Source organism: uncultured Pseudoteredinibacter sp. (assembly GCF_947500695.1).
Taxonomy (GTDB): domain Bacteria; phylum Pseudomonadota; class Gammaproteobacteria; order Pseudomonadales; family Cellvibrionaceae; genus Pseudoteredinibacter.
In genome coordinates, this window is record NZ_CANMSS010000003.1 from 83035 (window position 1) to 108146 (window position 25112).

Here is a 25112-nt window from a genome sequence, read left to right on the forward strand (position 1 = left end):
GCTCTTAGGGCTGCGGCATTTTGGCGTTTAGACGCTGGATGGTTTCTTGCAGAATTTCACTGCCGGGGTGTAGTTTGAAACCTTGCTGCCAAATGCTTTGAGCTTCTTCCGAGCGACCAAGTTGCCATAAGACTTCGCCTAAATGGGCCGCTATCTCGTGGTCAGGGTAGGCATTCATTGCTTGGCGTAAAAACCCTAGCGCACTTTCAAGGTTGCCACGCAGATATTCGATCCAGCCCATGCTGTCGATAATCGCGGGATCTTTAGGGTTTAATTTGAAGGCTTTGCTGATTAGCTCAAAAGCTTCGTCTTTTCGATCGCTGCGGGTTGCGAGGGTGTAGCCCAGTGCATTTAATACGCTGGCGTTATCGGGTTTGTTTTGCAGTATTGCGCGTAGGTCCGCCTCCATAGCAGCGATATTATCTTGCTTTTCAAAGCTCATGGCGCGGCCGTATAACAGGTGGCGATTTTGCGGATCTCCGGCAAGCGCTTGGTTGAGCATTTCAACAGACAGCTCGCTTTGGCCGTATTTGTTAAGGGATTCTACGGTTACCAGTAAAAAGCGTTGCGCTAGTTTGGGAAACTGTCTGGCGGAGCCTTGCAGCAATTTGATGGCGGCTTCGCTTTGTCCTTGTTCGATCAGTATATCGCTACGGAAAACCCATGCTGGCAGGAAGTTAGGGTCGCCCGGTTGAATCTCATCAAAATAACCCATTGCTACATGGGGTTGCTGGCGGTTCATGGCAATTCGGCCTAAATAATAATTCGCCATGGAGTAGCTTTGTTCATAATCCAAAAGCAAACTAAATTGCTCTTCGGCGGCATCGGTTTTGCCCTGCTCATAAAGCACCAGAGCATAAGCCAGTTGTAGCTCGGTATCTTTTGGGTAGTCTCGATGTAGGGCGGCAAACTCTTGCTCGGAAGAGGGTAAGTCGATGTTCGCCATCAGGCGAGCATATTGAACTCGCAGGCGCTTATTGTTGGGTTGCTGTTCAAGCAGCTCTCCTAAGCGCTTTTGAGCTTGCTCAAGTTGGTTTAATCGCTGTAGTGATTTCACCTCAACCATTGCGGCGCTGGTATAGTCTGGATCTATCGCTAGTGCGCGTTTGGCAAGTTTCATGGATTCTTCAGGGGCTTGCTGTTGCAGCAATATGGCGAGCGCCGTTATTAGCTCTTTGTCATCGCCATCTTCGTCTAGCCACATCTGCAGTTGCTCGGCCATGATGCCGAGCTGTGCACCTTCGCTGTTGCTGGCTTGGCTGGTAACAGTCAGGTGTAAGGCTTGGTTACCACGCAATTCCAATTTTCTCGAATATTCTAAGGCTTCAACAAAGCGCCGTGCATTGATTAGCTCGGTAGTCGCAATAAACAAAGCCTCTTCGCTGCTGGGCTCAAGCTGGCTCCACAATAGCGCGGCCTCTAAGCTGGCTTTGCTCTTGCGCAACTGGCGCGCAATTTGAGTGCTGTGCTTGGCAAGGCCGATATCGCGAGTTTGTTGCGCTTGTTCTAGGTAATTGTCGAGAGCGATGTCAGTGTTGCCGCGTCGACCGGCGAACTCGGCAACTAAGAGAGAGTACAGGGTGTCTTGGGCAAAAGGCTTTGCGGGCAACTCGGGAGCGGGTGCGGGTTCAGCCACTGGGCTGACTGGGGCAGGCTCTGGTTGAGGTTGCTGGCTGCAGGCGCTTAGGCCGAGGCTGATAAGGCCGGCGATTACTATATGTCTTTTGCTCACTACTTATGCTCGTATTCGGCTAGGGCCCGATAAGGCCAGTATTCTACTATAGGCCTTACTATAGCAACTTAGTGCCCTTGAGCACTAATCGCTTTGATTTTAGAGGCTTATTGTTATCCGCTGAGCTGGCCTTGGGGCTGGCTTTAGGGGACAATAGCGGGCTGTTTTCAAGTCTCTGCTGTAGTAAAAGGTCGTCATGCTCATCGCATTAGGCATCAATCATAACACCGCCCCGGTAGATATCCGCGAGCGAGTGGCCTTTGCCCCTGGCAATATCGCAGGGGCGCTTAAGTCTATGTGCGACAGCTTGGCAATAGAAGAGGCGGCCATTTTGTCGACTTGCAATCGCACCGAATTATACGCTTGGGGTGAATTGCTTGGGACTGATGTGTTGCAGTGGTTGGGTGATTATCATGCGCTCACTAGAACTTCTTTAGAACCCTATCACTATGTATTGCAAGATGCTGAAGCCATCGAGCACATGATGCGAGTTGCTGCGGGCTTGGATTCTTTGGTTTTGGGTGAGCCCCAAATTTTGGGGCAGATGAAATCAGCTTATGCTGATGCAACCGAGGCGGGTTCGGTGGGCCGAGGTTTGCACTATGGTTTTCAGCAAATCTTTAATATCGCTAAGCGGGTACGCAGCGAAACTGAAATTGGTGCAAATCCTGTTTCGGTTGCATTTGCAGCGGTTAGTTTGGCGCAGCAAATTTTCTCTGATCTGAAAGAAGATACCGCCCTTTTGATAGGTGCTGGGGAAACCATCGAGTTGGTTGCTCGGCATCTGCATAATAATGGCATCAAAAAACTAATCGTGGCCAATCGCACTTTGGAGCGTGCCAGGGGCTTAGCGGAAGAATTAGGCGCTGAAGCGATTTTATTGGCCGATATTCCCGAGCAATTGCATCGAGCGGATATTGTTATTTCATCAACGGCTAGCCAGCTGCCCTTATTAGGGAAGGGTGCCGTAGAGACGGCCTTGAAAAAGCGTCGGCACAAACCCATGTTTATGGTGGATATTGCGGTGCCGAGAGACATTGAGGCTCAGGTTGATGAGCTGGACGATGTCTATTTATACACCGTTGATGATCTGCGAGCGGTAATTGATGAGAACCGCAAGTCCCGTGAGCATGAGGCGAAAAAAGCTGAGCTAATCGTCGCTGAAGGGGTTGCCCAGTATCAAGCTGAAATGCGTGCCTTGCAGGCAGTGTCGACTATTAAAGCTTACCGACAGCAAGCCGAGCAGTTGCGAGATAGAGAGCTGGAAAAAGCCTTGCGAGCTTTAGAGTCGGGCACTGATGCTGCACAAGCTATGACACAGCTTGCGCGCTCGTTAACAAATAAACTTATTCATTCGCCAACAACTAAATTAAAACAGGCAAGTGCTGATGGCCGTGCTGAAGTGATCGATATTTCGCAAGAGTTGTTGGGCATAGATATATCAAAAGAATCATCTAAATAGCGCTTTGCGCTATTGGTGAGCTGAAAGCTTACCGATAAATTTCTGAGAGTTTAGCTGAATTATGAAACAGTCCATTTTAGATAAATTAGACCATTTGCAAGATCGCTACGAAGAAGTGGGGGCTCTGCTCAGTGATGGTGAAGTGATTGCGGATCAAAATCGCTTTCGTGAATTATCTAAGGAATACGCCGAACTTGAGCCGGTCGTAAAATGTTATGAGCGCTACACCACCATTTTGGAAGATATTGAAGAAGCCAAAATGTTGTTGAAAGATGGTGATGCGGATATGCGCGAGATGGCGCAGGAAGAGTTAAAAGAAGCTGAGTCTCAGTTGGAGCCAATGGAGCTTGAGTTGCAAAAACTTTTGCTGCCGAAAGATCCAAATGACGATAAAAACGTGTTCTTGGAAATTCGCGCGGGAACCGGTGGTGATGAGGCGGCTATTTTTTCCGGCGACTTGTATCGCATGTATAGCAAGTATGCCGAAACCCGAGGCTGGCGAGTAGAAATCATGAGCCAGAATGAAGGTGATCATGGTGGCTTTAAAGAAATTATTACCCGAGTTTCAGGTCAGGGTGTTTATTCTCAATTAAAGTTTGAATCTGGTGCTCACCGAGTTCAGCGTGTTCCAGAAACGGAGTCACAGGGTCGTGTGCACACTTCGGCTTGTACTGTGGCGGTAATGCCCGAAGCCGACGAAACCGAAGAGGTTAATATCAATAAAGGCGATTTGCGCATCGATACTTTCCGAGCCTCCGGCGCGGGTGGCCAGCACGTGAACAAAACCGATTCGGCTATTCGTATTACCCATATCCCAACCGGTGTGGTCGTGGAGTGTCAAGATGAACGTTCTCAGCATAAAAATAAGGCGCGGGCCATGTCTTTGTTGGCGGCACGTTTAAACAATGCCCAAGCTGAGAAAGCTGCCCAGGAAATTGCCGATGAGCGCCGTAATTTGGTGGGCAGTGGTGATCGTTCTGAACGAATTCGCACCTATAACTATCCGCAAGGCCGAGTGACAGACCATCGTATTAATCTGACGCTGTACAAGTTGGCAGAGGTTATGGAAGGGCGCTTGGACGATGTGGTGCAGCCTTTGGTAAATGAATACCAGGCTGATCAGTTGGCGGCTTTGGCTGAATAATTTTAGTTTAAAATTTTAATCGAGGCTGATTTTGAACAGCATTGCCGAACTGCTGAGCTGTGCTCGCCAGCGGTTGCCCAATAGCGATACGGCTCAGCTCGATGTGGAGCTGCTCTTATGCTATTGCCTGGACCGTGAGCGCAGTTATTTATTTACTTGGCCTGAAAAACAGCTCAGTGAAGAGCAGCTAAAGCACTTCCAAAAGTTGCTAGAGCGCCGCATAAGCGGTGAACCAGTCGCCCATATTATTGCAAAGCGAGATTTCTGGAATCTTACTCTCGAAGTCAATAGTAGTACCTTAATTCCAAGGCCTGATACTGAAACTCTGGTAGAGCAGGTTTTAGATTGTTTTCCTGGTGGCGCTGATTCCGCACTGGATTTGGGGACTGGGACGGGAGCAATTGCCTTGGCCTTGGCGAGCGAGTGGCCATCTTGCCAATTGTTGGCGGTAGACCTGAGCGTTGATGCGATGGCATTGGCCGAGCGAAATCGAATGGCAAACAATATTCAAAATGTGCGCTTTTTGCAGAGCTCTTGGTTTTCTGCAGTAGAGGCGGATTCGAGCTTTGATTTAATTGTTAGTAATCCGCCTTATATTGATCCTATTGATCCTCATCTGCAGCAAGGTGATGTTCGATTTGAACCATTGTCGGCTTTGATTGCAGATGATGAGGGCATGGCGGATCTCAAGCTCATTATTCAGCAGGCTCCATCTTATTTAAACTCGAGTGGCTATCTATTATTAGAGCATGGGTATCAGCAAGCGACCTTAGTGCGTGAGCTGTTGTCTGAACGGGGTTTTGTAGATGTTGCCAGTCGTGAAGATATTGCTGGGCATGAACGAATCAGCTTTGCGCGTTGGCCATAGAGTTTACTCGCTCGGGCTCTAGAGTGAGTCTCTGTTTTCGGCGTGAGCTTTGTAGTGCGATTTGAGTTCGCGTGCGTGAAGTTAATATAACTATCAACGGTAGAAGCCAATGAACGATGAGCAGTTACTGCGCTACAGTCGCCATATTTTATTGCCTGAGATTGATATCGTAGGCCAGCAAAAGTTATTGGCATCACATGTCGCCATTGTCGGCTTAGGGGGGTTGGGCTCGCCTGTGGCGATGTACTTGGCGGCGGCTGGTGTTGGGCAACTAAGTTTGTTTGATTTTGATGTGGTAGAGCTAAGTAATCTGCAACGTCAAATTGCCCATCGCTTTAGTAGCATTGGTAAAGCCAAGGTTTCTTCTGCTGCTGCAACTATTCGTGATTTAAATGCCGATGTTCAAGTGCATGAAATCAATGCCAGTCTCTCAGCTGAGTCTTTTGCTGAACATTTTGCTGCGGTAGATTTGGTGTTGGATTGCACTGATCGATTTTCTTCTCGCTTTGCAATAAACCAAGCTTGTGTGAAAACGAAAAAGCCTTGGGTTTCAGCTTCGGCTATTGCTATGGATGGTCAATTGCTGGCCTTTGATCCCGCGCAGGAAGACTCGCCTTGTTACGCCTGTCTTTACGACGATGATGGTGACGAGGGGCGTCGTTGCGCAGAAGAGGGGGTGTTATCACCCTTGTTGGGGGTGATTGGTAGCATGCAGGCCTTGATGGCATTGCGAAGTTTACTGGAAGGACCGCTTGCTGTCGGTGAAATGAAGCGGTTTGATGCTAGGGATCTAAATTGGCAAAGTTTGCGCTTGCCTAAAAAAGCAGATTGCTCTGTTTGTTCAGTTTAAATTTTCGCAGGCTTGATTTACAGGGTTAGTACGCGGGTTTAAACAGCGAGCTTGCGAATTTCATCGAGATGATGAATCAATAACCTTCCGCTGCTGCGTCCGATCCAGCCCTGGTCTCGCCAAGGTTTTAACTCTCTTTGAACGCTTTGCCGAGTGGCGCCAAGCATATTACCAATATCGGTTTGCGATAGTGGGATATTAATGCTGATGCCGTCTTTTTCTTCTTTGCCGTGGCGCTCTGCTGCATCAACAATTAAATTAGCTAGGCGCTGTTTTAGGCTGGCTTGGGACAGTGACTCCACCTGCCCGAGTAAGCTGCTAATGATGGCGCAAAGCTTTTGGGTGAGCTGCGGGAAAATTTCAGGGTGATGTTGGCTTAAGTCATAAAAATCACTTTGGCTTAGACAGCGCACAACGGTGTTACCCCTGGCTACAGCATTAAAGCCGCGCTTGGCCTCTTTGGCGAGTAACGGTATTTCGCCAAAGCATTCGCCAGGGCCGTGGAAGGTGGCTAGATACTCTTCGCCTTCTTTGTTGCTGCGCTTTAAAACTATTAGCCCGCTTTCGACTTGAAATAGTGCTTGGGCTTGATCGCCGGGTTGATAAAGTGGTTGGCCGTTTTGTAGTTCGCGGCTTTGCATGCGCTGTTCTATTTGCTTTTGTACAGCTTGAGGGAGTTCTTCTATCCAGTCGTGTCCGCGATAAAAATGAGACATGATTAGTCTTCGTCAGGGCGTAGCAAGCCAACCTGCAGTACGGTTTTCATTGCTTGCCCTTGTCGAATAAAGTCGATATTGATCAGGCTTCCTGGGCGCAAGCGGCTGGTTGCTTGCTCTGGTGCTGGGTTGCTGGCGCTAAGGGGAATGTCGTTAATGCTGGTGATGTAGTCGCCAAGTTGTAAGCCTGCTTGCTCGGCTGGGCTACCTGGTGTAATGCTGGTGACAAATATTCCATCGTTGCTAACCAGTCCACCCGAGGCGGCTGCGGCTGCGCTTAATCTATCAGCACCAAAGCCAAGCCATCCGCGCACCACATAGCCATATTGCACAATATCATCAAGGGCGTACATGGCGTAGTCAGCAGGGATGGCAAAGCTAATTCCAGTGGCGTTCTGATTATTAAGGATGGCAGTACTGATACCGACTAATTTGCCATAGGCATCAATTACGGCGCCGCCCGAATTACCAGGGTTTACGGCGGCATCGGTTTGGAAGAAGTAAGTGTAGGGGCTCAGTTGCTTTAGGCCTCTATCGGTAGCACTGATAATGCCCTGGCTCACTGTTTGGCCAACTCCCCAAGGATTGCCGATCGCGAGTACAACATCGCCAATTTGCATTTCCTCTGAACGCCTAACCTGCAGTGGTTTTAGGTTCTCTTTATTTACCTTTAATACGGCAAGATCGCTTTTAGGGTCAGTGCCTACAAGCTCGGCATATTCCGTACTGCCATCGAAAAACTGAACTTGAATTTCGTTGGCGCTTTCAATGACGTGATAGTTGGTGAGAATGTAGCCATCCTCTGAGGCGACAACACCAGAACCTAGTGGGCTATTGTTTCTAATATTGTTGTGCTGCTGGAATAAAGGATCATTAAGTAGTGGGTGATCCCTAAAGTTGCGCTTTTGACTGGTGCTGATATTCACCACGCCAGGGGCTGCTATTCGGACAGCGCGGGAATAAGAGGCGGGGCCCTGTTGCTCCACCTGTTGCTGTGAATTAAATTGAAAAAAGCTGGGTTGACGAAGTTGGGGGAATAAAAACAGTAGGGCCACAGCAATTATGACCCCAGCAAATACTGGTAAACCTACAAAATCCAGTAGCTTTTTCAAGTTTGCTTTTCCCCCAAAGCCTTTAATTTAGGCTTTTTCTTCTTCTTTTTTCTCGGGCTCGCTTTCTTCTTGCTCGCTTTCTTTGGCTTTCTCTAGGCCGAAGTCTTCGCTCAAGGTACCTTTGTCGCCTGGGTTTTTAGGGGCCCAGTCTTTAGGTTGTTCTTGTAGCTCGCCCATCGCTTGGCTTTCTAGGGCCGGCTGACTGGTGCCTGCTTCAAGTATCTGGCGACTAACGTCAGGGTTGGATAGCTTAAGGGCGCTGTTGGCAAGGTGCTCATGCACAGCTTTGTAGCTTTGGTTCATGTTGTTCACTAGATCGGCGGTTTCAGCGAAGTGCTCGGCAACTTCATGTTGGTAGTCGCGCTGCTCTTCTTTTAGCTGCTCTAGTTCTTCTTTTATGGTTTCTGCGGCTTTGCTTTGTTGGCTGGTGCTGCGGCCAATGGCTAGGCCAATAATGCCGCCGGCAATTAACATGCCCACGCCAGTAATAATTAGGTGGCTCAGTTCAAACTCAGTCACGGATGGTCTCCTTAACAAACATCGGTGGCAGTTGGGCTGTTAAGATTTTGCCCCTGCTACTATCTATTATATAGGATAAATGGTCGCTGTGTGGATCTGGACTTTGGTGGTATCACGCTTCTTTACATACGCTATTGCGGCTTGCTTCTATGTTGATGGCTGGTTAAAGTGGCGCGGTTTTGCGATCGCCCTTCGGAAGTTAAGATATGAGTAGCCCTATAGAGCGCTATCAGCGCGACCTTAAGAAAGATGATTTTCGCCATGATCCTGCTCAGGCGATGGCGGTGGATCATTTGCAAGATCTCTATGAGCGCTTAACTGCCAAGCCTGCTGCGGCTAAAAAGCCCGGCTTGATGTCTAAATTGCTGGGGCGCAAGAAGGAATCTTTGGCTCCTGAGAAAGGTTTGTACTTCTGGGGTGGTGTTGGTCGCGGTAAGACCTACCTGATGGATAACTTCTATGAGTCCTTGCCTTTTGAAAACAAAATGCGAGTACACTTTCATCGTTTTATGCGCCGTGTCCATCAAGAGCTTAAAACCTTACCAGGTGAAAAAAATCCCCTCGAAATCGTAGCGAACCGTTTGGCCAAAGAGGCTCGTGTTATCTGTTTTGATGAATTCTTTGTTTCTGATATCACCGATGCCATGATTCTGGGTAACCTGATGCAGGGCTTGTTCTCCCGCGGCGTGACCTTAGTAGCTACCTCCAACATTGTTCCTGATGGTCTATATAAAGATGGCTTACAGCGTGCGCGCTTCTTGCCGGCTATTGCGATGCTTAATGAGCACACTTTGGTGGTCAATGTAGACGGAGGTGTTGATTACCGCTTGCGGGCTTTGGAGCAGGCCGAGCTTTTCCATCACCCGTTAGATGAAGAGGCTGATATTAGCTTGCAGCGCAGCTTCGAGGGTTTGGCGCCTGATTTGGAAGAGGCTCGTGCCAATGTGCCCTTAGAAATTGAGGGCCGTGAAATCATGGCGCGCTTCGAATCAGAGGATGTAGTCTGGTTTGATTTTATGGCGCTCTGTGATGGGCCTCGTTCCCAGAATGACTATATTGAACTGGCCCGCGAATACCATGCTGTATTACTTTCGGATGTGCCTCAATTGGGGCGTGAGACCGATGATCAGGCTCGTCGCTTCATTAATCTAGTCGATGAATTCTATGATCGTAGTGTAAAGCTGATCATCTCTTGTGAGGTGCCTTTAGAGCAGATCTACGCCGGTGGCCACTTAAGTTTTGAGTTTGACCGCACAGTGAGTCGTCTGCTGGAGATGCAGAGTCACGATTATCTGGCGTTGCCGCATAAGCCTTAGTTGGCCTGCGGTCGTCAAAATAGTGCAAGTCTGGCCGCGTATTAGGGGTAAGGGGGCCTTGCTGGGGGCGCAAAAAGCTGGGTCCATCCAAGCTCACCTTCTCCTCCAAGTCGAAGATGCCCCATCAAGGCCCCCTTACCCCTAATACTCTATATTCTCTTGTACGAAAGGACTCTGTTGTTTGGGCGGTAACTTGTATTGAGCCTATTGTGGCAAACATTTGCTGGGCGGATGTGTGAGTTATGGAAACGAACGCAAGCTAGCATGGACGCTGCTTTTTGCGGTCCGCCCAGCAAATGTTTGCCGCAATAGGCGGTTTCCTCTACTAAGTTAGTGTTTGAGGTGCTTGCTTTTTGCTCACCCCCGCTATAGAATCCGCGCTCCATTTTTGTGGCTCCCTGATTCGCCCTTTGTGAATAGGTGCTGCAAGCCGAAACCCTAAAAGGCAGATATAACATGAAGACATACAGTGCCAAGCCCGAAACCGTCCAGCGCGACTGGTACGTGATCGACGCTGAAGGCAAGACCCTAGGCCGCATGGCCGTGGCGATTGCCGACCGTTTACGCGGTAAGAACAAGCCTGAGTTTACCCCTCACGTTGATACTGGCGATTACATCGTTGTAATTAACGCCGAGAAAGTACACGTTACTGGTAACAAAGCTAAGAACAAGATTTACCACAGCCACACTGGCTATCCTGGTGGTTTGAAGTCTATCAGCTTTGAAAAGTTGATCGAAAAAGCTCCTGAGCGCACTATTCAGAGCGCTGTTAAGGGCATGTTGCCAAAAGGTCCTCTAGGCCGTGCAATGTTCAGCAAGTTGAAAGTATATGCTGGTGCCGAGCACCCGCATACTGCACAGCAACCAAAAGAACTGGACGTATAAGGAATAAAGACAATGGCAGCTACACAATACTACGGCACTGGCCGTCGCAAAACTTCCACTGCTCGTGTTTTTATTACCCAGGGCACTGGTAGCATCTCCATCAATGGTCGCACTATCGAAGATTACTTCGGTCGTGAAGTTGCTCGCATGATCGTGCGTCAGCCACTAGAAGCCACTGATAACGTTGAAACTTTCGACGTAACTATCACCGTTAAAGGTGGTGGTAGCTTCGGTCAGGCAGGTGCGATCCGTCACGGTTTGACTCGTGCATTGATGGCTTATGACGAAGGTCTACGCCCAACTCTGCGTGAAGCAGGTTACGTTACTCGCGATTCTCGTGAGGTTGAGCGTAAGAAAGTTGGTCTACGTAAAGCACGTAAGAAGCCACAGTTCTCCAAGCGTTAATTCGCTGGCCGAACTGGCTTTCGAAAAACCCAGGCTGTCTCAGTCTGGGTTTTTTTATGACCTGGCCGAGGCTATAGCTCTAACTTTGATGCTTATCATCGAGTCTTGGGGTTGTAAATTGATAGATATTGATCGGTTTTTGTCTCGAAGTGGCGAGGCGGCCTCAATTTTGCCTGCTATTCTTGTTGGGCGTATTAGAAGTTGCTTGTATGACATCTGGGCAGAAACATTAACTGCGAATGATCTTGGTCAGAACTTCTGGGAAAAATATGGCTAAAGCCTTGAAAAACAGGCGGTTATCCTTGTCAGTTCAACCCAATTTCTATACCATGTGTCAATTTTTAAAATCACACCATAAGCACAGAATCAACCGTAAACCTTTGTAATTCAATCAGTTACTGCCTGCAGTACTGGAATGGGAGAAGATCGTCATGAGCAATGGCGGAGTGAACGAAGGGCGTCGCCGCTTCTTAACCGCTGCTACCTGCGTTGTAGGTGGTGCCGGGGCAGTGGGTGTTGCCGTACCTTTTGTTGGGTCCTGGAATCCGAGCGCTAGAGCGAAAGCTGCTGGTGCCCCGGTTAAATATAATCTAAGCAAGCTTGAGCCTGGTCAAATGGTCACCGTAGAGTGGCGTGGCAAGCCGGTTTATGTCGTGCGTCGTACTCAGGAAGTTCTTGACGACCTGAAAACCGTCGACGGCCTATTGCGTGATCCAAATTCTACAGAGTCGGTGCAGCCGCCTTATGCAGATAATGAGGTTCGCTCAATTAAGCCTGAATTCCTAGTATTGCTAGGCTTGTGCACACACTTGGGTTGCGCGCCTATGTATCGCCCTGAGGTTGGCGCAGCCGATCTAGGTGGTGCTGAGTGGAAAGGCGGTTTCTTCTGCCCTTGTCACGGTTCTAAGTTTGACTTAGCGGGCCGTGTTTACCAGGGTGTGCCTGCTCCGATCAACCTAGAAGTCCCGCCATACCGCTTTGATAGCGATGCGGTGATTACTATCGGTTTGGACCAGGAGGCCTAATTGATGAATATGTTAGTGAATCTGTGGAACTGGATCGACGCTCGCCTACCTGTGCAGCGTGCCTGGGATACCCACATGGGCAAATACTATGCCCCGAAAAACTTTAACTTCTGGTACTTCTTCGGTGTTTTATCACTGTTGGTTTTAGTTAACCAGTTGTTGACCGGTATTTGGCTGGTCATGTTCTTTGAGCCGAGTGCCGATGGCGCATTCGCTTCTGTAGAGTACATCATGCGTGATGTCGATTACGGTTGGCTCATCCGCTATATGCACTCCACTGGAGCCTCGGCTTTCTTCGTGGTGGTATATCTGCACATGTTCCGTGGCCTGTTATACGGTTCGTACAAAGCTCCGCGTGAGCTAGTGTGGATCTTCGGTATGGCGATCTACCTAATCTTGATGGCAGAAGCCTTTATGGGTTACGTATTACCTTGGGGTCAGATGTCCTACTGGGGCGCCCAGGTAATTGTATCTTTGGCTGGCGCTATTCCAGTGGTTGGTGAAGACTTGGTGCAGTGGGTACGTGGTGATTACTTGATCTCCGGCGCTACCTTGACTCGCTTCTTCTCCTTGCACGTAATCGCATTGCCTATCGTATTGTTGCTGTTGGTGGTATTGCACCTGCTAGCGCTACACGAAGTGGGTTCAAACAACCCAGACGGTGTTGAGATCAAGAAGAACAAAGACGAAAACGGTATTCCAAAAGACGGCGTTCCTTTCCACCCGTTCTACACCGTTCACGACCTAATCGGTATTTCCGTATTCTTGTTCGTGTTCTGTTTCGTGATCTTCTTCATGCCAGAAATGGGCGGTTTCTTCTTGGAGTACGCTAACTTCGAAGAAGCAAACAACCTGAAGACTCCGCCGCATATTGCGCCGGTATGGTACTTCACCCCGTTCTACGCCATCTTGCGAGCGGTAACCTTCGATATTGGGCCTTTGAGTTCTAAGTTCTTGGGTCTGGTTGCCATGGGTGCAGCGATTGCAATCTTGTTTGTGTTGCCTTGGTTGGATAAGTCGCCAGTTAAGTCTATGCGTTACAAGGGTAACTTCAGCCGTATCGCACTGTTGGTATTCGCAGCTTCTTTCGTAATTCTGGGTTACTTGGGTGTTAAAGCTCCGACTCCTGGCCGCACGCTGTTGGCTCAGATTTGTACCGTAATCTACTTTGCTTACTTTATCGCCATGCCGTTCTGGACGGCTCGTGAGAAATGTCAGCCAGAGCCAGAGCGTGTACAGATGAAAGGCTTGCCAGCACCACTGGTTTGGGGTGGTTTCATCCTATTCTTAGTGCTCACCATTGTGCCGATTAAGGCTGTGGGTGCTGGTGGTGAGAAATCTTGTGGCGCCATCGACTGTTATGAAATGACTCCAGATCTACACGACAAAGAGTCTTTGCAGAACGGTGCTAAGTGGTTTATCAACTATTGCATGGGTTGTCACGAAGCGAGCTTTTCTCGCTATGGCCGCGTAGCGGATGATTTGGGTATTGATCGCGAATTGATGCGTGAGCAGATGGTTTTTGATGGCTCCGCAGTGGGTTCATTAATGACTAACTCAATGGACCCTGACAAATCTAAAAAGTGGTTTGGTGCGACTCCTCCAGATTTGACTTTGGTAGCGCGTGCTCGTAACCCGCAGTGGTTATACACCTACATGCTGACTTTCTATAAAGATGATAGTCGTCCAACAGGTGTAAACAACCGCACTTTTGACAAGGTTGCAATGCCTCATGTGATGTTGGAAATGCAAGGCTTGCAAGAGTGTGCACCTGGTCCAGTTTACGATCATGGCAAGCCACGTCGCGACCCCATCACTGGCGATCCAATTATGGAAGACCCTTGTGGTACGCTGAAAGTGGGTGCGGTTAAAGGTAGCATGAGTCCAGAAGAGTACGAAAAGGCCGTTTACGACCTAGTTAACTTCTTGGAATATGTTGCTGAGCCTGCGGCACTAGATCGTGAGCGCATTGGTATTTATGTATTGCTGTTTATCCTAGTATTGTTCGTATTTGTTTACTTGCTGAACCGCGAGTACTGGCGCGACATTCACTAGAATCCCAAAAAGGATTTTACAGCTACCGGGCGGTCCTCTTTTAGAGGCCCGCCCGTTCGTTTTTTTTATAGTTTGAAGATAGAGGTGGAATAATGGCAGTTGGCGTAGGCGCAAAACGCTCCTCCATGACATATTTTTCGGATGCTAGGAATCACTATAGCCACCGAGTACGTATTGTTTTGGCCGAAAAAGGTGTATCGGTTGATATCATTGATGTTGATCCGGACAATAAGCCTGAAGAACTGGCTGACCTGAACCCATACAACGATTTGCCTACCTTGGTTGATCGTGACCTGTCCTTGTATGAATCAAAAGTAATGATGGAGTATTTAGATGAGCGTTTTCCTCATCCTCCACTATTGCCGGTTTACCCAGTGGCGCGTGCTCAAAGTCGCCTGTGGATGCACCGTATTGAGAAAGATTGGAGTCCAAAGGTGGACGAAATCCTTTCTGGTAAAAACAAAGAAGCTGCTGCAAAAGCGCGTAAAGATCTTAAAGATAGCTTATTGGCTATTGCACCGATCTTTTCAGAAATGCCTTTCTTTATGAGCGAAGAGTTTACTTTGGTAGATTGCTGTTTGGCGCCGATCTTGTGGCGTTTGGATTTATTGGAAATCAAATTGCCATTAACCAAGCAAACTCAGCCTTTACATGATTACATGGGACGTTTGTTTGAGCGCGAAGCTTTCCAGGAGAGCTTGTCTGAACTAGAGCGCGAAATGCGCGGCTAGAGGCGAAGACTTATGAGCATGAGCAGCAGTCGCCCATATATGGTGCGTGCCCTGTACGAATGGATTGTCGATAATGAGTGCACTCCACACGTGCTTGTGAGCGCCTATACCGAAGGCACTGAAGTCCCTCAGCAATATGTCAATGAGGATGGCTTGGTGGTCTTAAATATCTCCCCAACCGCAGTGAGTGGTCTGGCAATGGATAATGAGGCTCTTAGCTTTGGTGCCCGTTTTGGTGGCGTACCTACTGATATTTTTGTTCCGTACAGCGCGGTGCTAAGAATCTATGCTCGAGAAAATGGTCAGGGCTTGGTGTTTGAGCCGGAAGTAGATCCGAGTCCAGAGCCGCCTAAGCCTAGCAAGCCTGAAGATTCAGGGGTTAAGCGTCCAAGCTTGAAGGTAGTGAAGTAAAGCTCACGCCAGAAGCAGACACAAAAAAGCCGAACATCATGTTCGGCTTTTTTGTGTCTGCGATTTTGTGCAGGCTAATTGTATCTAACCGCAGTGATCTTTAACGGCCTTTTCGGCAGTTTTGCGCTGCTTTTCCTTTTGCTCTTGGCTGAGTATTGTTAGCTCGCCGTTTTCATCTTTCAGTCGTACGCGATTGTTACGATTTAAAATCTCTAGGTTGCGCCTGGCTGATTGGCATACCTCGGGGTTTTTAATGGGCTGTGGGGCTGCCTTAGTTTCTTCTTCAGGCTTTTCTTCTTTTTCTTTGGCCGCTTGATTGGGGGGAGGGGTACCTCGACCGGTGTAGGTATTTACGACTTCAGCTTGCTGGCCCTTTGGTGGGCGCTCGCTATAGTGGGTTACGCCATCTTTATCGACCCATTTGTAGAATTTCTTTGCGGCATGGGCGTCGTTGCTCATAACGGCGGTGACCAAAAAGCAGCTAGCGATGAAGGCTGCTGATATCAACTTGGCTATATATGGCATGCTGGTAGATCCCTTTCAAATACTACAGCTATTATAAGACTGAAAGCTGTCCCATGGCTAAACTTAGTGCTGAACAAGGTTATTCTAAGACAGGCGGGCTAGTCTTTTCTTAGAAATTGATCATATTGGGTGAATTTTCATGCTAAAGGCTCTATAGACCTTCGAACATCTTGACTTTAGCTTAGACTTGTCCAGAATTAAGCTTACGCAAGATGGGTGTAGATCCTGGCTGTAACCTCAGCAATAAAACTCCGCCATCATGGAGTTACAAGCATCTACCCGAGCAAGCCAACCGTTTGCAAAACCATCCTCACCGCGGGGGTGTATCAACCGATACGTCCTCCCTGGATCCGTGCACTAACCTGTGACGGACATAAAAGGGCGATAGACAAATTTATCAGTCTGGCTACCTTGTGTAGAACCGGGCTTGTTGTGTTTTGATAATTCTTAAGGAGAATTCAAGTGGAAATGCTATCCGGCGGCGATATGCTGGTACGCTCCTTACAAGATCAGGGAGTTGAATACGTATTCGGCTATCCTGGTGGTTCTGCCCTACATATTTATGATGCGATTTTCCGCAACAAAGCGGTCAAGCATATTCTTGTGCGCCATGAGCAGGCGGCGACGCATGCGGCTGACGGGTTCGCGCGCGTCACAGGTAAAGCGGGTGTGGTGCTGGTTACTTCTGGCCCTGGCGCTACCAATGCGATTACTGGAATTGCGACAGCCTATATGGATTCCATTCCGATGGTGGTTATCTCTGGTCAGGTGCCAAGCGAGAAAATTGGTGAAGATGCTTTCCAGGAAACCGATATGGTGGGTGTGTCCCGACCTATTGTGAAGCACAGCTTCCTAGTGAAAGACGCAGCTGAGATTCCTGAGATTGTTAAAAAAGCATTTTATATTGCTGAAACAGGTCGCCCTGGTCCGGTTGTTATTGATGTGCCTAAGGATGTGACCAGCCCGGCGGAAACCTTCCCTTATGAATATCCTAAGAAGGTAAAAATCCGTTCTTATTTTCCGGCGGAAAAGGGCCATAGCGGTCAAATTAAAAAAGCCGTTCAGTTGTTGTTAGAAGCTCGTCGTCCGGTTATTTATTCCGGTGGTGGTGTTGTTCTTGGGGATGCGTCTAAGCAGCTTCGAGAGTTGGCTCGCAAACTGAATTATCCAGTGACCAATACCTTGATGGGTTTGGGTGCTTTCCCTGGTACCGATAAGCAGTTTCTCGGTATGTTGGGCATGCATGGTACTTTTGAAGCGAATACCGCTATGCACCATGCCGATGTTATTTTGGCCATTGGTGCGCGTTTTGATGACCGCGTGACCAATACTCCAGAGAAATTCTGTCCGGGCGCCAAGATTATTCATATTGATATCGATCCGGCCTCAATTTCGAAAACCATTCAGGCTGATATTCCTATTGTGGGTTCGGTACAGAGCGTCTTGAGTGAGATGCTGGAGTTGTTGGCGCAGAGTAAAGAAAGCCCAGATGAGCAAGCGCTAGCGGATTGGTGGCAGCAGATAGAAGATTGGCGTGGCCGTCACGGTTTGTACACTAAGAATCGTTTTGAAGAAACGGGGCAAATTAAGCCTCAAGAAGTGATTCAAGCACTGCACGAAGTCACTGGTGGTGATGCCATTATTACTTCCGATGTGGGTCAGCATCAGATGTTTACCGCCCAGTACTACCACTTTAATCGTCCGCGCCAGTGGGTGAATTCCGGTGGCCTCGGTACTATGGGCTTTGGCTTGCCTGCAGCTATGGGCGCACAGTTTGCCGAGCGTGATCAGCAGGTTGTTTGTGTTACCGGTGAAGGTTCAATCCAGATGTGTATTCAGGAGCTTTCTACTTGTACTCAGTATCATCTGCCGGTGAAGATTATTTGCTTAAATAACCAGGCCTTGGGCATGGTTCGTCAATGGCAAGATCTGCACTACGATGGACGTTACTCTGAAAGCTTGTATGAGGAATCTCTACCTGATTTCGAAAAGCTAATGGAAGCTTACGGCCATGTTGGTATTAAAGTCACCGAGCGTAGCGAGCTTAAGTCGAAGTTAGAAGAATGTTTCGCCATGAAAGATCGAGTGGTCTTTATGGACATTTATGTGGATCAATCCGAGCACGTATATCCAATGCAGGTAGCGCCTAACGGTGCCATGCGCGATATGTGGTTGAGTAAGACGGAGCGCACCTAAAATGTCAGAGAAACAATCAAAACGTATTATCTCCTTATTGATGGAGAATGCTCCCGGTGCGCTATCGCGAGTGGTTGGTTTATTCTCACAGCGTGGTTATAACATTGAAACACTTAATGTGGCGCCAACCGATGATGCCAGTTTGTCGCGCTTGACGCTGACCACTATCGGTAGTGAGCACAATATTGAGCAGATCACAAAAAACCTTAATAAGCTGATTGATGTGGTGAAGCTAGTCGATTTGACCGAAGGTTCCCATATCGAGCGCGAGCTGATGCTGGTAAAAGTGAAAGCGACGGGTGCTTTACGTGAAGAAGTAAAACGTTGTGTGGATATCTTTCGAGGTCAAATCGTTGATGTCACCAGCACTGTTTACACGATTCAAATCGTTGGCGCCTCCGATAAGCTGGATGCCTTTGTACAGGCGGTTAGTGATGCTCAAATTCTCGAAGTGGTTCGCTCGGGTGTTTCCGGTATTGCTCGCGGTGAAAAGGTTTTAAGCTTATAAAGGCAGCTTTTCCATGAGTTGCCACAAGGCCCCGCATTAGCGGGGCTTTTTTGTTTTTACAGGCAGCTAAAGACTGCTATCACAATTTGCCATCGCTTGGTTTGCCTTTGTGTCTAAATGTCACTACATTAGCTCGTTTGATTGTTGATAATTTAGGCTGCTCAATGCGTATTTTTTATGTCCTTCTAAGTGCTTTGTTGTTTTTTGCTCCATTAAGTTCAGCAGAAAAGCATAGCGAACCCGCAAGTGATCCTTTTTACAGGGGAGCTGATGTTCAGCTTGAGATTGATGCTAAGCTGGCGCTGGCTAAGCGAGAAAATAAAAAGCTGCTGTTGGTGTTGGGTGCTCAGTGGTGCCACGATACCCAGGGCTTATTGAAGAATTTTAATAAGCCAGAGCTAAAAAAGACTTTGCAAGATCACTATGAGGTGGTTTTTGTGGATGTGGCTTATCTCAATAAAGGTTTTGATGTGGCCAAGCGATTCGGCTTGCCTATTTATTATGGAACGCCAACAGTGATGGTGGTCGATCCTGACACGGAGACCCTAATCAATCGTCCTTCAATGACACAGTGGTTAAGCGCCGATAGTGTTTCCTATCAGCAGTACAAAAGCTATTTTGCGAAAATGTCTGAATACACGGCTGATGCTGAGTTAAATGGCAATAAACGCCTGGCTGATTATTTATCGCAGATTCAACAATATGAAGAAACTCAGGCAAAAAGAATCAAGCTCGCCTATCAGCGCTTAGGTCCTGTTTTAGAAAATTACCAAGAGAATGGCGTGGACTTTTCTGAAAAAGAAGATGATGAGTGGCGTGAATTGGCTCGTTTTCGCTATGGGGTGCAAAAGCGCGCTGCAGAGTTTAGGCAGCAGGCGAGAGATGCCGTTAAAAATCAACAAGAGCTAGTGCTATTATTCCCGTCCCATAAAAAATTCTCCTGGGAATAGCCGTGCTGCAGTTTAGCAGAGGCTTTGCGGTCTCTGCTTTTCTGATTCTATTTTTTCAACTCTGCTTTTATGGCGTCGCTGTGCAGCCATCAGAAAAATACGGTCCTACAAACTGCCTTTGCTGTACAAGTTTGCCGTCTCTCAAATCCAGCATGAAAATATAACGATACTCGCTGTGATCGATATTGCCTTCGTACTGTCCGCCTAATGCGCGAATTATCTCGCTCAAATGATTGTGAGCCACTACTAAGCTCGTGCCGCTTAGGGCGGCAAGCTGCTTAGCAAAATCCTGCTGTTTTTTAGGATCAAAGCTGAGCGCTGTTAATTGTTGCTGTGCGCTTACTGGGGCTGCAGTTTGTTGATTGCGTCGATACTTGCTGGCAAAGAGCCTGTCTAGCTTTGTTTTGGAAAAAAATTGGGCATAGAACTGGGCGCGACATTGGCCAGCTGGCGTTAATTCTGGGTCTTTACCTTTTTGTTTTTCGGCATGACGCACAAAGTAAATACTGTGATCGCCAAGGGCAGCAACTTGGCTGTTATAGCCAATGCCAACAAATAGGCTTGTATAAAGCCCCGCAAGCAAGAAACACCGTTTAAGTATCATCCGCAAATCCTCTGTATTTGGAGCGAAGACTCGGCAGTCTGCCTGTGCTTCCTAGGCTTGTCTATATGTGGCTCAGGGCTTTTTTTAAGTCGTTCAGGACTGTTTATAAGTCGTTCAGGACTGTTTATAGATCGCTCAGGGCTGCCCTAGATCATCTAAATCTTAATTAGTCGCTTTTGGCTAATGAGAATCAGTCTGTCTTGGGGTAAGGTGTGCGCCCGTTTTTAGTGATCTGTTGAGTGTTTACCATGTGGGCCAGAATTTTCACCATTGCCCTTAGCATTATTGGCGCTGTGTTTTTGATGGCTTGTTCCGAGCCCAGTACGCAAACATCGCAGCTACAAAAGAAAGTCGCTCTCGGTAGGGCGTTGTTTAACGATTTGCGTTTATCCAGAGATGGCCAGCAGGCTTGTGCGAGCTGCCATGATGCCAGTCGTGCTTTTATGGATGCTCGTCCTAATGTTTCGAGTCACCGCCGCGGCGAGCCTGGCGCAGTTTCGATAGGGCAGGATGGCAAATCTTTGGGTGATATCAATACCCCAAGCATTGCCTATTTGGCTTTTGCGCCAGACTTTTTCTTCGATACCTCTGACCCGGAAGAGTCGCTCTATAAAGGTGGTTTCTTTCTAAACGGGCGGGCAGCGTCCCTACATGAGCAAGCCAAGGGGCCTTTTGTAAATCCAGTAGAGATGCAAACCACGGTTGCTGAGCTGGCTGCTAAGGTGGAAAGCTTCTACGCTGCTGATTTCGAGAAGATCTATGGGGCAGGCGTATTCGCCTCAGCGGGCCTGGCCTATAGCGCGATTAGTGATGCGCTAGTGGCCTTTGAGCGCAGCTCAGAATTTGCGAGCTTTGATTCGAAGTTTGATCGCGTTATGGCTGCCAAAGAAAGCTTTAGCGAGCAAGAGCAGCGAGGCTTTGAGCTATTTAAGGCCGAAGATAAAGGCAATTGCGCGGCTTGCCATACGGTGCCGGAGCCGGGAGCAAGTAAATCCGAGCGTTTATTTACCGATTTTACTTACGATAATCTTGGGGTGCCTGCTAATGAGACAGTTCGCAGGCTAAACGGCTTGGCTTCGGACTATCAAGATGAAGGCTTGCTCGCGAATCCTGCGATAAGTGATGAGAGTTTGAAAGGGGCTTTTCGGGTTGTAAGTCTGCGCAACGTCGCCGTGACTGGCCCCTATATGCACAATGGTGTTTTTCGAGATTTGGCCACAGTAGTACATTTTTACAATAGCCGTGATGTGGCGGGTGCGATAAACCCTGAAACCCAAAAGCCTTGGCGCGCAGCTGAAGTGCAAAGCACCGTCAATCGCGAGGAGTTAGGTGATCTTGGTCTTTCTGATGGTGAGGTGGAAGACATTGTCGCCTTTATGAAAACCTTAACAGACAGACGATACGAGGCCTTGCAGTAGCTGTGTCTTAGCTGTTTGGGGGCCTAAATAGTCGGCAGTTTGGTCTTGCCGGGCTGTTGAAAAGACAATTGGTAATTTCTGCTCTATGGAAAGCTCGGCAAGGGCTTTCTCCAGCGGCGGTTTGGTGTACAATCCGCGCCTTATTCTCTTTAACCCTCACCATACACAGCAGAAAAAGGCTTGCCATGTTTGATAAAGACCAAACCATTGCCGCTTATGATCCAGAATTGTGGGCTTCTATCCAGTCAGAAGAAACCCGTCAGGAAGAGCATATCGAGCTAATCGCTTCTGAAAACTACACCAGCCCTATGGTTATGGCGGCCCAAGGCACCAAGTTGACCAATAAGTATGCCGAAGGCTATCCAGGTAAGCGCTACTACGGTGGCTGTGAATATGTTGATACTGCAGAAGCCCTAGCTATCGAGCGTGCAAAAGAGCTATTTGGTGCCGATTACGCCAATGTGCAGCCACACTCAGGCTCACAGGCGAACGCCGCCGTTTATCAAGCTTTGTGTGCTCCTGGTGACACAGTATTGGGTATGAGCTTGGCTCACGGTGGTCACTTAACTCACGGTGCTAAGGTTAACTTTTCTGGTAAGACCTATAACGCAATTCAGTATGGGTTGAACGCTGAAACTGGCGAAGTTGATTACGAAGAAGTTGAGCGTTTAGCGCTAGAGCATAAGCCTAAGATGATTGTTGCTGGCTTCTCGGCTTACTCGCAGATTATGGACTGGCAGCGTTTTCGCGATATCGCCGATAAAGTGGGCGCTTACTTATTTGTAGATATGGCTCACGTGGCTGGTTTGGTTGCTGCAGGTGTCTACCCTAACCCTGTTCAGATCGCTGATGTAACGACGTCTACCACCCACAAAACCCTACGTGGTCCACGTGGCGGTATTATCTTGGCACGTGCCAATGAAGAGATCGAGAAGAAGCTAAATTCAGCTGTATTCCCTGGCGGTCAGGGTGGTCCATTGATGCATGTTATTGCAGCAAAAGCGGTGAGCTTTAAAGAAGCCATGAGCGATGAGTACAAAACTTATCAGCAGCAAGTGGTTAAAAATGCTCAGGCCATGGCCAAGACCTTTATCGAGCGTGGTATTAAGATCGTTTCTGGTGGCACTGAGAACCACCTGATGCTGGTTGATCTTATTGGTAAGGAATACACCGGTAAAGACGCTGATGAAGCTTTAGGTAATGCCAATATCACCGTTAATAAGAACTCGGTTCCTAATGATCCGCGCTCTCCATTTATCACCTCTGGTCTACGTGTAGGTACTCCGGCGATCACCACTCGTGGCTTTGGTGAAGAAGAAACCGTTCAGCTAACACATTGGATCTGTGATGTATTGGAATCGCTAGAAAACGGCAATTCCGATCAGGTTATTGAAGAAGTGAAAGGCAAGGTATTGGAAATCTGTAAGGATTTCCCAGTATACGGCTAAGCTTTATAGCGATGCTAATAGCGCCCAGTCGGCTTTGTCGTCTGGGCGTTTTTGTCTCTGCGATGCTGTTGTTTTACTGTTTTGATACGCGGCTTGGCAAGCTTGTGCCGCTGCCGACTATTGAGGGAGCAATATGAATAGTAGCCAGCTTATCTGGTTGATAGGCTTTATCACTTATTTGCCTCTACACTTGGGCATGCCACTGTTGTTGGGATTGATCCGCAATGGCGCATTGCCAACGGGCTACGCTCGATACTTGTGGCAAGGCGCGCTGGTGACGCTATTGGTCTTTGCCTTGGCCTACTATTTAAGCCAATTTGGCCTGTGGTGGGCCCTTTTATGTATCGCGCTGAGTATTCCCTTACCTTGGATGCAGCTCGGTAAGATGCGTGAGCCTTAATTGTGCTATTATGCGGCCCGCCGATATAGCCTATGCCAAATAAGGATTGCACATGCACTGCCCATTTTGCAGCGAAGAAGATACGAAAGTTATCGATTCGCGCTTGGTAGCCGAAGGCGACCAGGTGCGTCGTCGCCGAGAATGCCAGAGTTGTCGCGAGCGTTTTACCACCTATGAGGTGGCCGAACTGCTATTGCCTAGGATTATTAAGCAAGATGGCAGCCGCGAACCCTTTAATGAAGAGAAGATGCGCTCTGGCTTGTTAAGAGCCTTGGAAAAGCGACCAGTCAGCATGGAGCAGATTGAATCTTCGGTGACCCAGATTAAGCACTATCTGCAAGCTACCGGTGAGCGCGAAGTGCCCGCCATGCGAGTTGGTGAGAAGGTCATGGAGGAGCTGCAAAAATTAGACGAGGTTGCTTATATCCGCTTTGCATCAGTATACCGTCGCTTCCAGGATCTCAATGAGTTCCGTAAAGAGATCGAGCGTCTAGAAGGCAGCCCAGAGCATAAAGAGTAGGGCTGAGCCACTTAAAAGCTGCTTAGAAGTTATTTAAGAGTTATTGAAGAGTTACGCGAGAGCTATGCAAGAGTTAGATAAGTCTAGCGTTCAGCAAGATGATGAGCACTGGATGGCGCGGGCTATCGAATTAGCTAAGCGTGGCCAATACAGCACTATGCCTAACCCTAGGGTAGGCTGCGTAATGGTTAAAAATGGCCAGCTATTGTCTGAAGGCTGGCATCAAAAGCCTGGCCTAGGGCATGCCGAGGTGGAAGCCATAGCTGCGGCCAATAACGCCGGCACTGAGCTAGTCGGCGCAACGGCTTATGTCACTCTAGAGCCCTGCAGTCACCACGGCAAAACGGGGCCCTGTTGTGAGGCTTTAGCCGCAGTAGGTGTTGCGCGCGTGGTCTTTGGCATGGAAGATCCTAATCCGCAAGTGAGTGCGCGAGGCCTGGAGTATTTAAAAGAACGGGGCATTGTTGTTGATGGGCCAGTCTTGGAAGAAGATTGCCGAGCATTAAACCCAGGCTTTATCGCCCGTATGATGCACGGTCGGCCACTGCTTCGGCTTAAGCTTGCGATGAGCTTAGATGCTCGTACAGCAATGGCTAATGGTGAGAGTAAGTGGATTACCTCGGCCGCAGCCCGTAGTGATGTTCAGCGCCTGCGAGCCAGCAGTTGCGCGGTTGTCAGTGGTATTGAATCGATATTGCATGACAACCCAGCCATGAATGTTCGTGCGAACGACCTTGGCTTAGATGAAGCGCTTTGCCAGTTGGCCACTGAAAAGCAGCCGCTAAGAGTGATTTTGGACTCGGCGCTAAGGATGGATCCAAAAGCTCAGTTATTGAGTAAACCGGGCAAGGTTTTAATTTGTACCCTAGAAGATCCAGCTTGCGAAAAGGCTCAAGAGCTTCGATCAGCTTGCACTGAGCTAGAAGTTATACAGGCCAAGCCCCGCGAAGGGCGAATTGATCTGCACTGGCTGGTGACTGAGTTGGGCAGAAGAGAATGTAATGAGGTGTTGGTAGAAACCGGCGCCTCCCTAGCGGGCAGCTTTTTAAGGCGTGGCCTGCTGGATGAGTTGATTATCTATATGGCGCCAAAGCTGCTGGGTAGCAAAGCGCGGCCAATATTTGAGCTGCCGCTGGATACCATGGCCGCTCATCTGCCATTGATGATCGAAAGTATTGAGCCGATCGGGCAGGATTGGAAAATCCTAGCTCGCCCCGATATAGAGTCATAAGTTCTCGATATCGAACGATCGCTTAGCGTGTTGGCGTCTTAAGCCGGCAATGGGAGCGCATCGGCCATAGGCAATTGAATA

Annotated in this window: 25 protein-coding genes; 19 read left to right on the forward strand and 6 right to left on the reverse strand. The window is 48.5% G+C overall.

Annotation, left to right across the window (positions count from 1 at the left end):
• Positions 1-4: 4 nt before the first annotated feature.
• The gene (locus tag Q1A08_RS07030) at positions 5-1732 is read right to left on the reverse strand and encodes a tetratricopeptide repeat protein (protein WP_299771256.1); all 1728 of its coding nucleotides are present in this window, start codon (positions 1730-1732) and stop codon (positions 5-7) included.
• Between the two features lie 196 nt (positions 1733-1928).
• Between Q1A08_RS07030 and hemA the strand changes: the two genes are divergently transcribed.
• The 4 genes from hemA (at position 1929) to Q1A08_RS07050 (ending at position 6056) form a co-directional block, all read left to right on the forward strand.
• Positions 1929-3194: a glutamyl-tRNA reductase gene (hemA, locus tag Q1A08_RS07035; protein ID WP_299771258.1), complete on the forward strand. Its 1266-nt coding sequence runs from the start codon at positions 1929-1931 to the stop codon at positions 3192-3194.
• A 61-nt stretch (positions 3195-3255) separates the two neighbouring features.
• The gene (gene prfA, locus Q1A08_RS07040; protein ID WP_299771260.1) at positions 3256-4338 is read left to right on the forward strand and encodes a peptide chain release factor 1; all 1083 of its coding nucleotides are present in this window, start codon (positions 3256-3258) and stop codon (positions 4336-4338) included.
• Between the two features lie 31 nt (positions 4339-4369).
• Positions 4370-5206, forward strand: coding sequence for a peptide chain release factor N(5)-glutamine methyltransferase (prmC, locus tag Q1A08_RS07045; RefSeq protein ID WP_299771262.1), 837 nt, complete (start codon positions 4370-4372; stop codon positions 5204-5206).
• Positions 5207-5315: 109 nt separating this feature from the next.
• On the forward strand, positions 5316-6056 hold the full coding sequence (locus Q1A08_RS07050; protein WP_299771264.1) for a HesA/MoeB/ThiF family protein: 741 nt from the start codon (positions 5316-5318) through the stop codon (positions 6054-6056).
• A gap of 38 nt (positions 6057-6094) precedes the next feature.
• Here the strand turns inward: Q1A08_RS07050 and Q1A08_RS07055 are convergent, their stop codons facing one another.
• The 3 genes from Q1A08_RS07055 to Q1A08_RS07065 are packed head-to-tail and all read right to left on the reverse strand — an operon-like array spanning position 6095 to position 8403.
• Entirely contained in the window at positions 6095-6772 is a 678-nt protein-coding gene (locus tag Q1A08_RS07055) for a Crp/Fnr family transcriptional regulator (RefSeq protein ID WP_299771266.1), read from the reverse strand.
• Between the two features lie 2 nt (positions 6773-6774).
• Positions 6775-7884: a trypsin-like peptidase domain-containing protein gene (locus Q1A08_RS07060; RefSeq protein ID WP_299771268.1), complete on the reverse strand. Its 1110-nt coding sequence runs from the start codon at positions 7882-7884 to the stop codon at positions 6775-6777.
• A 27-nt stretch (positions 7885-7911) separates the two neighbouring features.
• A complete protein-coding gene (locus tag Q1A08_RS07065; RefSeq protein ID WP_299771270.1) occupies positions 7912-8403 on the reverse strand; it encodes a DUF1043 family protein in 492 nt (163 codons plus the stop codon).
• A 206-nt stretch (positions 8404-8609) separates the two neighbouring features.
• On the opposite strand from Q1A08_RS07065, the gene zapE reads away from it, so the two are divergent.
• The 7 genes from zapE (at position 8610) to Q1A08_RS07100 (ending at position 15231) form a co-directional block, all read left to right on the forward strand.
• Positions 8610-9719, forward strand: coding sequence for a cell division protein ZapE (gene zapE / locus Q1A08_RS07070; RefSeq protein ID WP_299771272.1), 1110 nt, complete (start codon positions 8610-8612; stop codon positions 9717-9719).
• A 456-nt stretch (positions 9720-10175) separates the two neighbouring features.
• The gene (gene rplM / locus Q1A08_RS07075) at positions 10176-10604 is read left to right on the forward strand and encodes a 50S ribosomal protein L13 (protein WP_299771274.1); all 429 of its coding nucleotides are present in this window, start codon (positions 10176-10178) and stop codon (positions 10602-10604) included.
• Between the two features lie 12 nt (positions 10605-10616).
• Entirely contained in the window at positions 10617-11009 is a 393-nt protein-coding gene (gene rpsI / locus Q1A08_RS07080) for a 30S ribosomal protein S9 (RefSeq protein WP_299771275.1), read from the forward strand.
• A gap of 431 nt (positions 11010-11440) precedes the next feature.
• Complete coding sequence (gene petA, locus Q1A08_RS07085; RefSeq protein ID WP_299771276.1) at positions 11441-12034, forward strand: ubiquinol-cytochrome c reductase iron-sulfur subunit; 594 nt, start codon at positions 11441-11443, stop codon at positions 12032-12034.
• A gap of 3 nt (positions 12035-12037) precedes the next feature.
• A complete protein-coding gene (locus tag Q1A08_RS07090) occupies positions 12038-14089 on the forward strand; it encodes a ubiquinol-cytochrome c reductase (RefSeq protein WP_299771277.1) in 2052 nt (683 codons plus the stop codon).
• 92 nt (positions 14090-14181) lie between these two features.
• The gene (locus tag Q1A08_RS07095; RefSeq protein ID WP_299771279.1) at positions 14182-14820 is read left to right on the forward strand and encodes a glutathione S-transferase N-terminal domain-containing protein; all 639 of its coding nucleotides are present in this window, start codon (positions 14182-14184) and stop codon (positions 14818-14820) included.
• Between the two features lie 12 nt (positions 14821-14832).
• Positions 14833-15231, forward strand: coding sequence for a ClpXP protease specificity-enhancing factor (locus tag Q1A08_RS07100; RefSeq protein WP_299771281.1), 399 nt, complete (start codon positions 14833-14835; stop codon positions 15229-15231).
• Positions 15232-15315: 84 nt separating this feature from the next.
• Here the strand turns inward: Q1A08_RS07100 and Q1A08_RS07105 are convergent, their stop codons facing one another.
• Positions 15316-15756, reverse strand: coding sequence for a DUF4124 domain-containing protein (locus Q1A08_RS07105; RefSeq protein WP_299771283.1), 441 nt, complete (start codon positions 15754-15756; stop codon positions 15316-15318).
• A gap of 462 nt (positions 15757-16218) precedes the next feature.
• Between Q1A08_RS07105 and Q1A08_RS07110 the strand changes: the two genes are divergently transcribed.
• The 3 genes from Q1A08_RS07110 to Q1A08_RS07120 all read left to right on the forward strand — a co-directional run bounded on the left by Q1A08_RS07110 (position 16219) and on the right by Q1A08_RS07120 (position 19410).
• Positions 16219-17952, forward strand: coding sequence for an acetolactate synthase 3 large subunit (locus Q1A08_RS07110; protein ID WP_299771285.1), 1734 nt, complete (start codon positions 16219-16221; stop codon positions 17950-17952).
• A 1-nt stretch (position 17953) separates the two neighbouring features.
• Positions 17954-18460, forward strand: coding sequence for an acetolactate synthase small subunit (ilvN, locus tag Q1A08_RS07115; RefSeq protein ID WP_299771288.1), 507 nt, complete (start codon positions 17954-17956; stop codon positions 18458-18460).
• Between the two features lie 164 nt (positions 18461-18624).
• A complete protein-coding gene (locus Q1A08_RS07120) occupies positions 18625-19410 on the forward strand; it encodes a thioredoxin family protein (protein ID WP_299771290.1) in 786 nt (261 codons plus the stop codon).
• Positions 19411-19477: 67 nt separating this feature from the next.
• Here Q1A08_RS07120 and Q1A08_RS07125 read toward each other — a convergent pair whose 3' ends face one another.
• Positions 19478-20014 (reverse strand): phosphoglycerate mutase family protein, encoded by a 537-nt coding sequence (locus Q1A08_RS07125; RefSeq protein WP_299771292.1) that lies wholly within the window; start codon positions 20012-20014, stop codon positions 19478-19480.
• A 248-nt stretch (positions 20015-20262) separates the two neighbouring features.
• Between Q1A08_RS07125 and Q1A08_RS07130 the strand changes: the two genes are divergently transcribed.
• From Q1A08_RS07130 to ribD, 5 genes are all read left to right on the forward strand, one after another.
• Positions 20263-21432 (forward strand): cytochrome c peroxidase, encoded by a 1170-nt coding sequence (locus Q1A08_RS07130; RefSeq protein WP_299771294.1) that lies wholly within the window; start codon positions 20263-20265, stop codon positions 21430-21432.
• Positions 21433-21617: 185 nt separating this feature from the next.
• Entirely contained in the window at positions 21618-22880 is a 1263-nt protein-coding gene (gene glyA / locus Q1A08_RS07135; protein WP_299771296.1) for a serine hydroxymethyltransferase, read from the forward strand.
• A gap of 133 nt (positions 22881-23013) precedes the next feature.
• Positions 23014-23280, forward strand: coding sequence for a hypothetical protein (locus Q1A08_RS07140; RefSeq protein ID WP_299771298.1), 267 nt, complete (start codon positions 23014-23016; stop codon positions 23278-23280).
• A 52-nt stretch (positions 23281-23332) separates the two neighbouring features.
• Positions 23333-23800, forward strand: a complete 468-nt coding sequence (nrdR, locus tag Q1A08_RS07145) for a transcriptional regulator NrdR (protein ID WP_299771300.1) — start codon at positions 23333-23335, stop codon at positions 23798-23800.
• A gap of 64 nt (positions 23801-23864) precedes the next feature.
• Positions 23865-25031 carry a bifunctional diaminohydroxyphosphoribosylaminopyrimidine deaminase/5-amino-6-(5-phosphoribosylamino)uracil reductase RibD gene (gene ribD / locus Q1A08_RS07150; protein ID WP_299771302.1) on the forward strand — a complete coding sequence of 389 codons (1167 nt, stop codon included), beginning with the start codon at positions 23865-23867 and terminating at the stop codon, positions 25029-25031.
• The last annotated feature ends 81 nt before the right edge of the window (positions 25032-25112 follow it).